Below are 15051 nucleotides of genomic sequence, written 5' to 3' on the forward strand. Positions count from 1 at the left end.
ATGAGCTTAGCAAGTTGGTCCATTGAGAATAAAGTCATTAGTGCGATGTTTGCCGTACTGCTGTTTGCAGCAGGTGGCGTGTCCTACTTTGGCCTTGGGCAGTTAGAAGATCCAGAGTTTACTCTAAAAAAAGCCATGGTGATCACCGCTTACCCTGGCGCCTCTCCTCAACAAGTTGAAGAGGAAGTGACCTACCCTATTGAAAATGCTATTCAAAGTCTTCCATACGTTGATTATGTCACTTCAATTTCTTCGCCAGGCAAATCTCAAATTTCAGTTGAGATGAAAAGCACCTATCGGAAGGAAGATTTAAAACAAATATGGGATGAGTTAAGGCGTAAGATCAATGACCTTACTCCACAATTACCATCGGGCGTGCAACCGCCAACTATTATGGATGACTTTGCTGACGTATACGGGATGTTATATGGCGTTACTGGTGCAGGATACACTTATGATGAGCTCAAAGATTATGTCGACTTTTTGCGCCGCGAACTGGTGTTAGTGGACGGCGTGAGCAAAGTGAGCGTTGCAGGTGAGCAACAAGCGCAAGTCATTGTTGAAATCTCGACACAAAAAATGTCTCAATTGGGTATCTCTCCAAATCATATTTTCTCTTTGCTACAAACTCAAAACACCGTGTCAAATGCTGGCAGAATTCGCGTGGGTAACGAGTCTATTCGATTGCACCCTACTGGTGAGTTTTCTGATGTCTCTGAGCTTGAAAACTTACTGATCTCCCAACCTGGAGCACGAGAGCTTATCTATCTTGGCGATGTGGCAACCGTATCAAGAGAATATCAAGAAGTGCCTAACCATATTACTCGCTTTAATAATGACAGAGCATTGCTAGTTGGCATTTCGTTCACATCGGGTGTTAATGTCGTTGATGTGGGCGTGGCTATTAAGAAGCGCTTAGCAGAATTAGAATATCAAAAACCTTATGGTATTGAAGTAAACACCGTATACAACCAGCCTGCTGAAGTTAAAAAATCCGTAGATGGCTTCATTGTTAGTCTATTGGAAGCAGTCGCTATCGTTATCATCGTTCTGCTCATTTTTATGGGCGTAAAAAGCGGTATTTTAATCGGCGGTATACTGCTTTTGACCGTGCTAGGCACTTTCATTTTCATGAAATTGTTTGCCATCGATTTACAAAGAATTTCTTTAGGTGCTTTGATCATCGCATTAGGTATGTTGGTTGATAACGCCATCGTCATTACAGAAGGTATTTTGATCAACTTAAAGCGCGGTCAAACAAAAGTGAAAGCGGCAGTGAATATTGTCGAGCAAACTAAATGGCCACTATTGGGTGCAACCATTATTGGTATCACAGCATTTGCACCTATTGGCTTAAGCTCTGATGCCAGCGGCGAATTCGCAGGTTCATTATTCTGGGTATTATTTATTTCACTCCTACTAAGCTGGGTGACTGCAATTACACTGACGCCTTTCTTTGCGAACATGCTGTTTAAAGAAGAAATTAAAGCCGGTGAGAATGAGCAAGAAAGTGACCCATATCAAGGTATCATCTTTACAGCGTACAAAGCATTACTCAGCTTTAGCTTGCGCAATAGGTGGAGCACCGTGGTCTTTATGGTTGTACTACTTGGCAGTGCTGTTGTCGGTTTTAAATCGGTGAAGCAATCATTTTTCCCAGCATCTAACACCCCAATGTTTTACGTCGATTACTGGAACTATCAAGGTTCGGATATCCGCACAACATCAGAGAATGTAAAAAAATTAGAGGCTTTCCTTAAACAACATGATGCGGTAACGGACGTGACAGCAACAATTGGCCAAGGCGCACCGAGATTCATGTTGACTTATAGCCCTGAAAAGCAATATGACGCGTATGGACAGCTCATTATTCGAGTAAAAACTCGCGAAGACGTGACAGATATGATTGCGAGAGTACGTGCCTTCAGCGCAGAAAATGAGCTCGATGGACAGCTTAAAATTAAGCGAATGGAAATTGGTCCTTCCACAGATGCAAAAATTGAAGCAAGGTTCTCTGGTCCTGATCCCGTAGTTTTGCGCCAGCTTGCAGCAGAAGCGAAAGCCATTTTGGCGAGTGACCCAGGAGCGCACAGTATTAAAGATGACTGGCGTCAACGCAGCAAAGTACTACAACCTGTATTTAACGAGCAAAAAGCACGTCGTCTAGGAATAAGTAAAAGCGATCTAGACCAACTTCTGTTGACGAGTGTATCGGGTAAGCAAGTTGGCCTATACCGTGATGGCACTCAGATGCTGCCTATCGTCGCTCGCTCTCCGGAGACAGAGAGATACAGTGTTGAAAACTTACAAGACTTACAAGTGTTCAGTCCGGTATTAAATGTCTACGTACCAGTTAGCCAAATCGTAGATAAGTTTGAAGTGGTCTGGGAAGACAGCTTGATCATGCGTCGTGATAGAAAACGCACTATTACTGTCATGGCCGATCATGATGTCATTGGCAACGAAACCCCTGCTAAGTTATTTGGTCGCATAAAAGCAGATATCGAGGCCATTGAGCTACCGGTTGGTTATAAAATGGAATGGGGCGGTGAATATGAGTCCTCCTCTAAAGCGAAAACAGCCATCTTTGGCTCGCTACCTCTTGGCTATTTAAGCATGTTTATGATCACGGTGTTACTGTTCAACTCGGTTAAAAAGCCTCTGGTCATTTGGAGTACTGTACCACTGGCAATTATTGGTGTAACGGCCGGACTGGTTGCCTTCCAAGCCCCCTTTAGCTTTATGGCTTTACTTGGATTGCTGAGTCTCTCTGGCATGCTCATTAAAAACGGTATTGTGCTGATGGACCAAATAAATCTTGAAGTCGGCAGTGGTAAGTCACCTTACCAAGCCGTATTTGACTCTGGAGTGAGTCGTGTAAGACCCGTTTCGATGGCGGCAATCACAACAATACTTGGGATGATCCCTCTGCTATTTGACGTGTTTTTTAAATCGATGGCTGTAACAATTATGTTTGGGCTGGGCTTTGCAACCATCCTCACATTAATCGTGATACCTGTTGTGTACTGCTTAGTATTTAAGATCAAAGCACCCAACGCACAATAACTGCAAAAAAATGGCCGCAATTGCGGCCATTTTTTATCTCTTGAGTGATAACGTCCCTTTCACACGTTCAGGCTTTTTACCTGATTTTCTGTTTGGTTTATCTGGGCGAGCATGATTGCTCTTATTTTTACTGCGAGGCTTATCAGATACGCTTCGATTTTGATTAAACGATTCTTTTGGTTTCGCTCTTTTTTTATTATCGACCGATGCTTCCTCAGTTTTTGATGACCCCTCAATCGACGCGTTGATTTCAGCCATTTCCTTTTCACTTAGATGGCGCCACTCTCCGGCTCTAAGCCCGTTAAGATTCACATTCATGATCCTAACACGCTTTAACGTTTGCACTTCATATCCGAAGTGTTCACACATCCTTCTGATTTGTCTATTGAGGCCCTGAGTTAGAGTAATCGTAAACTTCTTTGGCCCAGTTTTTTTCACAAAACATTTTTTGGTGACAGTGCCGAGGATGGGCACGCCTGAGCGCATGCCATGAATAAACTTATCATCGATAACTTTATCAACTGTGACGATATATTCTTTTTCGTGATTGTTGCCCGCACGCAAAATTTTATTGACGATATCGCCTTCATTGGTCAAGAAAATAAGACCTTCAGAAGGTCTATCTAGGCGCCCTATAGGGAAAATTCGCTCCGGGTAATTGATTGCATTGACAATATTGCTTCTAATTTTTCGCTCAGTAGTACAGGTCACACCAACGGGCTTGTTGTAAGCAATATAAACGCGCTTTGGCTTGGATTTTAAAGGCTTGTTATCTACCAAAATAGTGTCTGCATCAGTGACCTTTAAGCCCATCTCTGCAATTTGACCATTCACGGAAACTCTTCCGTCACTGATCAGCGTATCTGCTTCTCTACGGCTGCAGAATCCAGTCTCACTGATATACTTATTTAGTCTCTTTGGTGTATCCACGCCATTCTCAATGTTCTAAAAACGCTAATTGTATAATGATTCCAACATAAAATGAATTGGATAGCACAAGTTCAAGCTAGTTTCCGTACTGATAATTAAGGTTTTCAAAGAGTCGGGTCTAGTTTTTCTTTTGTCGCAACTGATCAGGCGAAAAATCATACGACTTTAATGTAGTGTCTAAAATACTTAGGCTTTTATAATTTAACTTTGACCAATCCGGTGAAGAAGAAATCCAAAGGTACTCATCGACATTCTCAAGTGTAATAGCGGATAAGTGAAATGTAATTGCGCTGTTTTCTTGCCAGTATTTTACGCCGTTATGAAAGTCAAAGATAGAAACCAGCGCCCATCCTCCCATCATAAAATGCCCGCCAACTGACGCTGATAATGCGCCTTTATCAATTAAAGCTAAACTATCTGGTAGCCAATCAAACCCGCCAATAGCAACCTTACCCGCATCGTTTTTAACTAATTGGCGGACTGCAGTCTGCGCGCCCATCGCCATCAAATCTGACGCACTCCATATAATGTGTGTTTGCGGATATCGTTTAAATAAACGCTTAGTTTTTGAGTAAGCTTGTTCTTTGGACCAACTGGCATGTACTGTCTGCTGCAAATTTATATTATGTTGTTTGAAATAATCTGCCGCCCCTTGATTGCGCTTATCCGACTCACTGCCGTAGTGCCCATTAATGGCTAACCCATTTACCTGCCCTTTGTGACCACCAGCAAGTACACTTTGATGTAATGATTTTGCTAAATCATAACCCGCTTGGTAGTTATCAAAAAAAACCTCTCCTAACCAATGCTCAAAGCGCTCTTTTGGAATGCCTATTTCTTCTTTTTCGAGCCCAGTAATTGTCTGCTCTAACGTAATAAACTTAATGCCATAGTTGTTTAACATGGTGAGCGTTTGCTCTGCACCACCGGGATAAAGCATCAATATCACATAATCTGGGCTTGCTCGATAATCTAGATATTTTTTCAGCTCAGCAAGCTGAATATGGCGATTGCCATCACCGTAAATCACATCAATATTGATATCGAGTTGTGCAGCCGCCTCTTGCGTTATTTTTTGTACTTTCCCCCAAAAGGGCTCCCCCTCTAAAGATGGATTTACAAGCAGCACAGAAAAATTGTTTTTAGCATAAGACGTAAACGAAACAGCCAGCGCAAACATTAGAAACAACACTTTTATCGAAGACATTTAATACTCTCTTCTATTCAAATAGTTCTGACAGTGAGCAAACACAACTTCGGCGGGCCCTCTTATAGATTTAAATTTAAACCACCACACTACTGCCAATTGTAGAATAGTAAAGCCAATAAATAGTAAAAAATAGTCTGTTTGCGTGAAATAAATTTTCCACGTTGGAAAGGCAAATTGAAAAAGCACTACACCCACCAAGGATTGCAACAAGTACAGTGATAATGAGTTACGCCCAACATATGACAAAAGTGACACGCTCGTATCAAAAGGTTGTTTGTGTTTGAGTACTAAACAAATTAAAGCAATGCTAAATGGTATAGCACATAGCCAATTTAGTAAGTCATAAACTAAGCGATGTTGCTCTGCAAAGTTCAAACGCGCTATAAGCGAGCCAAAAATAGATAGAGGGATCAGAATGAATATACAAACAAATCTTGAAAGATGGACTTTACTCATCCAATACAAGCGATAAATCAAAACGCCAATCAGCATCAAGCCAAATATGTACCAAAGCGTGATGGTAGGTAGTAAAGCCACCATAGCTAGAAAATTTTTAACATTAAATTGCAGTAACTCAAGGACAGTAAACCCGATTTTGTCTAAGTTGATAAGCTCCTGCTCTATACTTGTATCGCCACTTTGCAAAATAAGTAAGATAAGGGTGAGTATAGGAATGAATATCGCGCAAACGGCCAGTTTAATAAGTGTAGAAGACTTTAACTTAATAACAGCAAGAACCAGCAAACCTGATACAGCGTAGTTTAACAAAATATCACCAGGCCATACTACAAAGCCATGTATACAACCCAAAAAGCCAAGTACTAATAGTCTGTTTTTTATAATTTTAGTGCTCTTTGTTCCGTACTTCTCATACAGCAGACAAATCGATACGCCAAATAGGATACTAAAAATAGTCCTAAACTTTCCATGTGCAAATATATCAACAAGATAAATTAGTAGATTATCAGACCATGCGCTGCTTGGAGCCATAGCGCCCGACGTGAAATTGGCCATGTAAATCAGATTTGTAAGGGGCAAGCCGAGCAAAGCGATGCCCCTTAAAAAATCAATAGAGTCTACTCTTTGCATTAATAAACATGGTCACGATACATATCAGCCCAGTTTACAGCCTGGGCATGAAAATCAGGAAGGTTTTCGTCCGAAATATTCAACATAGTGCATGCCTCCTGCATAGCCCACCAGCTGCCACTTTCATAAGCTTTTACTGTATTTAATATATAATACAAAGTGTTAGGCTCTCCAATCAAGGCATCCCTAAGCACTTCAGGAAAGGGTAAACGCTCCACAACGACATCCATCGGCTTATCTAAAATAGCGTCTAAAAGAGAAAATAGTCCTGTTAGAAAGCTCATGCCTGCTAAAGAAGGAGCGACTTGTCGACTTAGTAATTCACAAAAGCGCGAACGTACAATGCTTAATCGTGTTAACTCCGTTGGTTTTGTTTCAGCAACATGCGCAGTCATAATAAGGTTAACAAACTTAATAATTCGCTCATGTCCCAAATAAACTAAGGCCTGCTTTAATGACTCTATGCGATTTTTGATAGGGAATACACCTGAATTGATCAACCTAAGTAATTTATAAGCCAGCGCAGTATCCTGAGCAAACAGCTCTGCGATCCGTGGAATATTCATATTTGGCTTCAATGCTTCCGCATAAATAAGCATCACAATGGCGTAATTAATTTCGATATCATTTTGCGCAATCATTGTCGGCTTTGCGAAAAAATAACCCTGGAAGAAGCTGAACCCCATTTTTTTAGCGTTTAAGAATTCTTCTTCAGTTTCTACTTTTTCAGCTAAAAGCTTCAAGTTTTTACGCGTTTTAAGTTGGTTTACTAATGGCTCGATTTCTTCAAGCGGGGTTTCAACGAGGTCGAACTTAATTAACCTTACCAATTTTAAAAACGGTTCCCACTCTTTTGAGTAAGTAAAGTCATCAAGCGCCAAACGATAATTATTGTGAAAAAGCTGTCGTACCTTTTCATAATTTTTAGTAGTCGGTGGAATAGTTTCCAATAGCTCTAAAATCACATCATCAGCGGGCAAAAACTGTGCAAGCTCTTGATTTAAAGAATCTTCTCCTATGTTTATTAGTGCTTTTTTCCCTGAAGTTAAGTAACGAGTGCCCAGATTAAGCTGGTTATCCATAATTAACTTTGCTGTAGCAGCATTTTCAGCGACATTAGGAAAGCTGTTTTTTGTGCCATCACGAAACAATAGCTCATAAGCTACCACGTGCTTTTTGCGATTAAAAATGGCCTGCCGAGCCACAAACACTTTCAAATCATCGCTCCTAGCTATACTGTTCCAATAACAGTACTTTAGTTTTATTCTTTTTTATTATTTTAACCCGAATTTCTGATAAATAAAATCCAACAAAAACATTAAAGTACTAGTTTTGTGACTCTAGGATGAGTAGTTTTACCTACTCATATAAATGTTCCTTGTACTGCTGTGCGCTTTTTTCCCATGTAAACCGGCTTTGAGAAGCCCTCAAAGCAATATCATTATACTCTTCTTTGCAACTATTAAATACCTTTACACATGCCTTAAACTGCTCAATTAAATTAGAGCCTTGTTGCTGTATATTGTCTCCGTAGAATGTAAAGCCATTAACATTGTGTTGTACCGTATCTGCCAGTCCCCCAACGGCATTGACTAAACATGGCTGACCCGCTCTCATTGCTAACATTTGACTAATTCCACATGGCTCGAATGAGCTTGGCATGAGAAACAGATCCCCAAGTACGTACATCAAGTCACCAACATCTTGCCCATACCCGTTTAAGTAAAGCACATTTTCATGGCGAGCCATAACTTGGGCAAATAAATATTCTAGCGCGTGATCACCACTACCGAGAATAATCAGTCTTCCATGCTGCTCGCGCAAATAAAGAGCTAGTTGATCAATAACCATATTGGTATCGATTCTTTGCGTCAGCAAGAATACTTTCTGGTTTGTTAAACGACCCACACTCGTTACTAGTGGCCCTGTCATTGATGACTTTTGCCATGCCAGTAACCTTTGATGAGCTATATAGTGCACACTCTTTAGCTCAGTAGATTTTGACATCCAATTAAAAATATTTGCTTCAGCACAACGATAAAAATCATCCGTAGTCTTCTTTGGCAACGCTTTTGAGTATTCACATCCATTTAAGATTCCCACGAGCTTACCTTTGCCTGCGGCTATTTGCATATCATGCTCTAGCCCCTCACCACCAAAAAAGCCAGCCTGATGATCACTACTCCTTTGCACCTCATCGCAGTATGTAGGAGACACTAAATGTACCTTATCAGAGAGACCAATCGCTGCCCTCATAGGGTTAAAGCAATGGGGGTAAATATGGTCGCAAATCTTTTGACCATCATAACTCAAGGTGGGAAACCAAGCTTCAAGGCTAGACTCATCACCATTGAATGGTCTGACGCCTTGTAGAGCCAAGTTGTGCACTGTAAAAACCGTTTTAACTTCCTTAAGTGCTGAAAACCTTGGGCTAAATTCTCGTAAGACAGAGACACAAGCGGCATGCCAATCATGTAAATGCAGCACGTCGACATTGCCAATCAAACCGTGCTCAATAACTTCGCATACAGCAGCGCTAAAAAATGCGAACTTATTTGCATCAGTGTAAAATGGCCGTCCATCATCATTACAATAAACAGCACCGCCATGTTCAGAAAATAATGAGTGAGAAATCACATATTGCGATACACCACCTTCCGATTCTACCAACCACAATACAGCCGTTTCTAAATGTTGCTTAAACGGTACCGCTATATCAGCCACAAACTCTCTATCTAAACGTGCTTCACCATAGTCAGGAACAATCACCGATGTATTGATATCCAAACGAGACAAGGCATAAGGGATGTCACGGATAACATCCGCAACACCACCAACCTTGCAATTTGGCAGCCTATCATTCTCTGCTGCCACCATTACTACATGCATACTTTACCCTTAGGCGCTTTCTAATTTTGACTCAGTTGGTTTCTGACTAGCTTGCAAAGCTGCAAGCATATCTCGGGTCACTAGAACAATGCCCTTATTTGAAACTCTAAATCCGTTACTGCGGTCCTCCTCAGGATCGAAACCAATTCGCATTCCGGTTGGGATCTCACAACTTCTATCAATAATTGCATTTCGAATCTTACAATGTCGGTTTATTTTAACACCTGGCAATACGACTGCGCCTTCTATTTCGCAATAAGAATGCACATGAACATTTGAAAATAATAGAGATTTCCGAACAATTGAACCCGATATGATACACCCACCTGAGACAGTAGAGTCCACCGCCATACCCCGCCTATTTTCATCATCAAAAATAAACTTCGCTGGCGGGAGCTGCTCCTGATAGGTCCATATAGGCCAAGATGGATCATACAAATCTAACTGTGGCTGAACTGATACCAGCTCCATATTGGCTTCCCAAAATGAGTCGATTGTTCCCACATCACGCCAATAAGGTTGACCGGGGTGGCTCGGATCTCTAAATGGGAAAGCAAATACATTATGCTCTTCAATGATGGATGGAATAATATCGTGACCAAAATCGCGGCCAGAGCCTTCTCTTTGCGCATCTCGTTTTAACTGCTCAAATAAGAACTCCGTATTAAACACATAGTTACCCATTGATGCTAAACATGTGCCCGGTTTGCCAGGAATGGATGTTGGTTCTGCTGGCTTTTCATCAAACCGTCTGACACGCTTACCTTCGTCAACAGTCATAACACCAAATGTGTTTGCCGCCTCTTCACAGTCTACTTCGATACAACACACGGTCATGTCAGCACCTGTTTCAACGTGCTTGGCGATTAATGCACCATAATCCATTCGATACACATGGTCCCCAGATAAAATCATCACATATTTAGGCAATTCATGGCGGATTATATCCATATTCTGAAATACAGCATCCGCCGTACCACAATACCATTCATCACCATAACGCTGTGATGCAGGCAAAATCTCTACAGATTCTCCTAGTTCTTTTTTAAAATGCCCCCAAGCGCGATTAACATGTCTGATCAACGAGTGAGATTTGTACTGTGTTGCAATTCCAACTCGGCGTATTCCAGAGTTAATGCAATTAGACAATGGAAAATCAATTATTCTGTGCTTACCACCAAAATACACCGCTGGCTTTGCACGCCAATCGGTTAACTCGTGCAACCGACTGCCACGTCCACCTGCAAGGATCAATGCATAAGTGTCTCTTGTCAGGTTACTTATATAACGGTTTGCATAACTCGGCATTTCTTATCTCCATATTATTGTTCGTGGCGGTTACTGCATTGGTTTTAATCGCCAAATCTCTTCGCTGTATTGGGAAATCGTACGATCGCTAGAAAAAGTGCCACTAGCTGCTGTATTTAAAATACTCATACGATTCCACAATGTCTTATTCGTATAACTTTGCGCAGCCCGCTTTTGGGCATCAAAATAACTTTCAAAATCCTGTGCAACTAACCAAGGGTCATTCGGGCTAGTTATAGATGCAATAATGTCGTTGAATAGATTGGGTTCAAAGAGGTTAAAGTGACCACTTTCAAGTAGTTTCATGGCATTTTTTAAGGGTTCAAATCCGTTGATAATACTTGTTGGGTCATAATGCTGCCTCACTTGGCAGGCCTGTTCTGCTGTAACGCCAAACAAGAAAAAGTTGTCATCCCCAACCTGCTCCCTAATTTCTATATTTGCGCCATCTAGCGTCCCAATTGTCACAGCACCATTCATCATGAACTTCATGTTGCCTGTACCACTGGCTTCTTTACCCGCAGTTGATATTTGCTGCGAAAGATCCGTAGCAGCGCAAATCGTTTCCATCGCTGTGACATTATAATTTGGTAAAAAAGCAACTCTTAAATATGGTTTAGCTGCATTGTCTTTATTGACGACATTAGCCACATTATTAATTAGCTTGATAATCAATTTGGCCATGTAATATCCAGGAGCCGCCTTACCACCAAACAATACGCATCTAGGTACCATATCTTTCACGTCACCTCTGCGGATCTGATCGTATAACGCAATGACATGTAAAATATTTAATAGTTGCCTTTTGTACTCATGAATACGCTTTACTTGCACATCAAATATCATGCTTGTATCAAACTCTACATTACATCGCGCTTTAACCAGCTCAGCTAACTTATCTTTGTTACTTTCTTTAACTTTTTGCCACTGTGTGTGAAATGCAGGTTTGTCATAGTATCTTCTGATGGCACTGATCTCTGAAAAATCCGCTTGCCACCCCTCTCCTATTTTATCCGTGATCAGGTCAGCTAAATCAGGATTGCAATGGGCAAGCCACCTTCTTGGTGTCACACCGTTAGTCTTATTGTTAAACTTGTTAGGCCACAGATTATAAAAGGTGTTAAACAGTCCTGATTTAAGCAGCTCTGTGTGCAAAGCGGCCACGCCATTGACTGAAAAACTGCCTACAATTGCTAGATAAGCCATTCTGATTTGAGGTTCAGGACCCTCTTCGATTAAAGAAAGTTGCCTTTGCTTTTCTACATCTCCTGGCCACATGAGTGCAACCTCAGCTAAGAAACGCGCATTAATCTCAAAAATGATTTCCATCACTCTTGGCAACAAACGACTGAACAAAGGCACCGACCATTTTTCTAACGCTTCAGGTAGCAAGGTATGATTGGTATATGCCATTGTTGATGTAGTGATTTTCCAAGCATCATCCCACTCCATTTCATGCTCATCCAGTAACAAACGCATAAGTTCAGCAACCGCAACACTTGGGTGTGTATCGTTAAGTTGAAAAACGTGATACTGAGCAAAGTCGCTAAAATCACTACCATGCTGTTCTGCCCACTGATGGAGAATATCTTGTAAACTGGCACTAGATAAAAAGTATTGCTGGCGAAGCCTCAATTCTTTCCCGTTTTCACTGGCATCATTAGGGTAAAGCACCATGGTAATTTGCTCAGCAAGGTTTTTCTTAGCAACGGCTTCTGAGTAACTGCCAGCATTGAATTCTTTGAGATTAAATTCATCTGTTGCTTCTGACTTCCATAATCTAAGCGTATTTACAACGCCATTACGATAGCCAGGGATAGGAACATCAAAAGGAACTGCTAACACATCCTGAGAATTCACCCACTGATGATGGATCCGGCCATGCTTATCGGTATGTGTTTCGACATTACCGAAGAACTTAACAATCTTCGCTTGCTCAGGCGCGCTTAACTCCCAAGGGTGACCTTCACGTAACCATTTATCAGGCTGCTCTATTTGCACGCCATGCTCAATTGATTGATTGAACATCCCATACTCATAACGAATACCGTATCCAACCACAGGTAAAGCTAATGATGCACAACTATCTAAAAAACAGGCTGCAAGCCGACCTAAACCGCCATTACCCAATCCGGCATCATGCTCAGCAGACTCAAGCTCCTCAAGATTTGTTCCATATTCTTTAAGTGCAGATTTCACTTGTTCTTCAAGATCTAAATTCAAAATCGCATTGCCAAGGGCACGCCCCATTAAAAACTCTAAGGACAAGTACGCTGCTTTTTTAGTCTTTTGCTGTGATAAATGCTGGTTTGTTGCACGGCAACGGGCTACTAATCTGTCTCTGATTGTCAATGCTAGCGCTTGAAATAAATAATGCTTTGATTCCCCAACCCGATCACGACCAAGGGTATAATAGAAATGTCGATTCAAATCATCTGCTAATGCGCTCTCATTGAGTTTTGGCGCATCTTGCCAGTGCTTAACAACACACACATTAGACTTTTTTTCAGCCATTCGTGTTTTCCTCTAAGTTTGACATAAGTACCCAAGCACTTTGTCCTGTGAGACAAAAAGAGATAGGAAGTACGTCGCTGTCACTTGCTTGCTCTGACGTAAACATACATTCCCAATTACTAGAAAACGGTGGAGTTGGCAGCGAAATAGATAAACGCTCGGTGTCTGCATTTAAAATCACCATGACAGCTTTTGAAATAAGCTTGTCTGCGAGAATATACATGAGCGTTTTATTCCCTTCATCATGCCAATCATGTTCGCTCATCGGGCGTGTTTCTTTATTTAACCACTCGACCGAAAACCGCTCATCGTCAGCATGAACAAAAAAAGGATGTTGAAAAACACTTAATTCATTTCTCAACTTCATCAACTCAGAAATAGATCTAATGAGTGTTTGATTGCCTTCGTATTCAGACCAATTTAACCAACTTACTTCGTTATCTTGGCAATAAGCATTATTGTTCCCGGCTTGGCTATGCTTCAACTCTGTACCTGCTGCTATCATCGGCACTCCCTTTGACATGAACAAAGTTATCAGCGCATTAGTTTGCATCTTGTGGCGTAACTGGACGACTTCTGAGTTATCTACATCACCTTCAAAGCCACAGTTAAAAGAATAGTTTTCACTATGGCCATCTCGGTTATTCTCACCATTAGCCTCATTATGCTTTTGCTCATAGCTCACCCAGTCAGCCAAACTATATCCATCGTGACTGGTCAAAAAGTTAATTGAATTGAGTGGACCGCGTTGATTATGCTCAAACAAGTCATTGGAGCCATGGATGCGTTTAGCAAGCTCTGGCAAAGTCCCACTGTCCCCTCGCCAAAATCGCCTTACAATATCTCTATATTTGTCGTTCCACTCTCGCCAAGGTGAAGGGAAAGCACCGAGTTGATACCCGCCAGGCCCTACATCCCATGGCTCTGCGATTAATTTTACAGAGGACAAAACAGGATCTTGCAACACTGCTTGAAAAAATGCGTGACGGCAAGAGAAACCCTCTACCGTGCGACCAAGTATGGTCGCTAAATCAAACCTAAACCCGTCCACTCCCATCACTTCTACCCAATATCTCAGGCTATCCATAATGAGTTTTAATGTGATCGGGTCGTCAATATTCACCGTGTTACCACAACCTGTATCATTGATGTAAACTGATTCTGGTGAATTTATCGTTCTATAATAACCGTTATTATTCAACCCCTTAAATGACAACATTGGGCCATCGATGCCGCCTTCTGCAGTGTGGTTGTACACAACATCTATAATCACTTCGATTTTATGTTCATGAAACTGGCGAACCATATCTACAAATTCAGTCATATCACCGTTCACGCAATATGCTTTGTGCGGAACAAAAAAGCTTAGGGTGTTATACCCCCAATAATTTTGTAGTCCTTTCGTCGTTAAAAACTGCTCACTCACAAATGCATGCACTGGCAGCAGCTCTATGGCTGTGACACCCAAAGATTTTAGGTGCAGTAAAAATGCAGGGTCAGTCAATGCAGCAAACTTCCCCACTTTAGATTTATCAATCTGTGGGTGAAGTTGCGTAGCCCCCTTCACATGACACTCGTAAATAAACGTATCTTGCCACGGTGTATTGGGCTTTTCCCCTGTGTAAGCTTGTTCTTTGGCAACTTTACATTTAGGCATATCAATGGCGTTATCTAAGCTATTAAACTCACCTACAGGCAGATGGCAATAATGCCTTTCACTCCATGTAAAGTCCCCACTAAAATCTTTCGCATACGGGTCTAAAAGTAATTTATTGACGTTAAAGAAGTGGCCATCCAAATGATTGTATTTGCCATCCGCTCGATAACCGTATAGTGCACCAGTAGCGAGTGAGTCAACAAAAATACTCCATACCCCGCCCTCATGACTATGCATCTCAAGACGGTTTTTTTCACACCGTCCAAACCCGTCAAACAAACACAAATAAACCTTCTCTGCATTAGGGGCGTAGACGGCAAAATTAACACCTTTGTCTGTTACCGTGCTGCCTAATGGGTAAGTACTGCCTTGTCGGGAGCTAATCATG

Annotated in this window: 9 protein-coding genes; 1 reads left to right on the forward strand and 8 read right to left on the reverse strand. The window is 41.5% G+C overall.

Going from position 1 to position 15051, the window contains the following annotated elements:
- Nucleotides 1–3066 (forward strand): efflux RND transporter permease subunit, encoded by a 3066-nt coding sequence (locus N477_RS15125; RefSeq protein WP_063363703.1) that lies wholly within the window; start codon nucleotides 1–3, stop codon nucleotides 3064–3066.
- Between the two features lie 33 nt (nucleotides 3067–3099).
- Here the strand turns inward: N477_RS15125 and rluF are convergent, their stop codons facing one another.
- The 8 genes from rluF to glgX form a co-directional block, all read right to left on the reverse strand.
- The gene (rluF, locus tag N477_RS15130; RefSeq protein WP_063363702.1) at nucleotides 3100–3996 is read right to left on the reverse strand and encodes a 23S rRNA pseudouridine(2604) synthase RluF; all 897 of its coding nucleotides are present in this window, start codon (nucleotides 3994–3996) and stop codon (nucleotides 3100–3102) included.
- 118 nt (nucleotides 3997–4114) lie between these two features.
- Complete coding sequence (locus N477_RS15135) at nucleotides 4115–5203, reverse strand: ABC transporter substrate-binding protein (protein WP_063363701.1); 1089 nt, start codon at nucleotides 5201–5203, stop codon at nucleotides 4115–4117.
- Entirely contained in the window at nucleotides 5204–5974 is a 771-nt protein-coding gene (locus N477_RS15140) for a DUF418 domain-containing protein (RefSeq protein ID WP_196760634.1), read from the reverse strand.
- Nucleotides 5975–6294: 320 nt separating this feature from the next.
- Entirely contained in the window at nucleotides 6295–7512 is a 1218-nt protein-coding gene (locus N477_RS15145) for an EAL and HDOD domain-containing protein (RefSeq protein WP_063363699.1), read from the reverse strand.
- Between the two features lie 142 nt (nucleotides 7513–7654).
- Entirely contained in the window at nucleotides 7655–9184 is a 1530-nt protein-coding gene (locus N477_RS15150) for a glycogen synthase (protein ID WP_063363698.1), read from the reverse strand.
- Between the two features lie 9 nt (nucleotides 9185–9193).
- Nucleotides 9194–10492: a glucose-1-phosphate adenylyltransferase gene (gene glgC, locus N477_RS15155; protein ID WP_063363697.1), complete on the reverse strand. Its 1299-nt coding sequence runs from the start codon at nucleotides 10490–10492 to the stop codon at nucleotides 9194–9196.
- A gap of 30 nt (nucleotides 10493–10522) precedes the next feature.
- Nucleotides 10523–13006: a glycogen/starch/alpha-glucan phosphorylase gene (locus N477_RS15160; protein ID WP_063363696.1), complete on the reverse strand. Its 2484-nt coding sequence runs from the start codon at nucleotides 13004–13006 to the stop codon at nucleotides 10523–10525.
- Nucleotides 12999–15050 (reverse strand): glycogen debranching protein GlgX, encoded by a 2052-nt coding sequence (gene glgX, locus N477_RS15165; RefSeq protein ID WP_063363695.1) that lies wholly within the window; start codon nucleotides 15048–15050, stop codon nucleotides 12999–13001. The genes N477_RS15160 and glgX overlap by 8 nt, the downstream gene beginning before the upstream one ends.
- Between the last annotated feature and the right edge of the window lies 1 nt (nucleotide 15051).

Source organism: Pseudoalteromonas luteoviolacea H33-S (genome assembly GCF_001625695.1).
Classification (GTDB): domain Bacteria; phylum Pseudomonadota; class Gammaproteobacteria; order Enterobacterales; family Alteromonadaceae; genus Pseudoalteromonas; species Pseudoalteromonas luteoviolacea_B.

What these genes read in the sequence shown, in the direction of transcription:
- glgX (WP_063363695.1), bottom strand. Translation starts at nt 15,050, where the DNA reads ATGATTAGCTCCCGACAAGGCAGTACTTACCCATTAGGCAGCACGGTA.
- N477_RS15125 (WP_063363703.1), top strand. Translation starts at nt 1, where the DNA reads ATGAGCTTAGCAAGTTGGTCCATTGAGAATAAAGTCATTAGTGCGATG.
- N477_RS15135 (WP_063363701.1), bottom strand. Translation starts at nt 5,203, where the DNA reads ATGTCTTCGATAAAAGTGTTGTTTCTAATGTTTGCGCTGGCTGTTTCG.
- N477_RS15150 (WP_063363698.1), bottom strand. Translation starts at nt 9,184, where the DNA reads ATGCATGTAGTAATGGTGGCAGCAGAGAATGATAGGCTGCCAAATTGC.
- N477_RS15160 (WP_063363696.1), bottom strand. Translation starts at nt 13,006, where the DNA reads ATGGCTGAAAAAAAGTCTAATGTGTGTGTTGTTAAGCACTGGCAAGAT.
- glgC (WP_063363697.1), bottom strand. Translation starts at nt 10,492, where the DNA reads ATGCCGAGTTATGCAAACCGTTATATAAGTAACCTGACAAGAGACACT.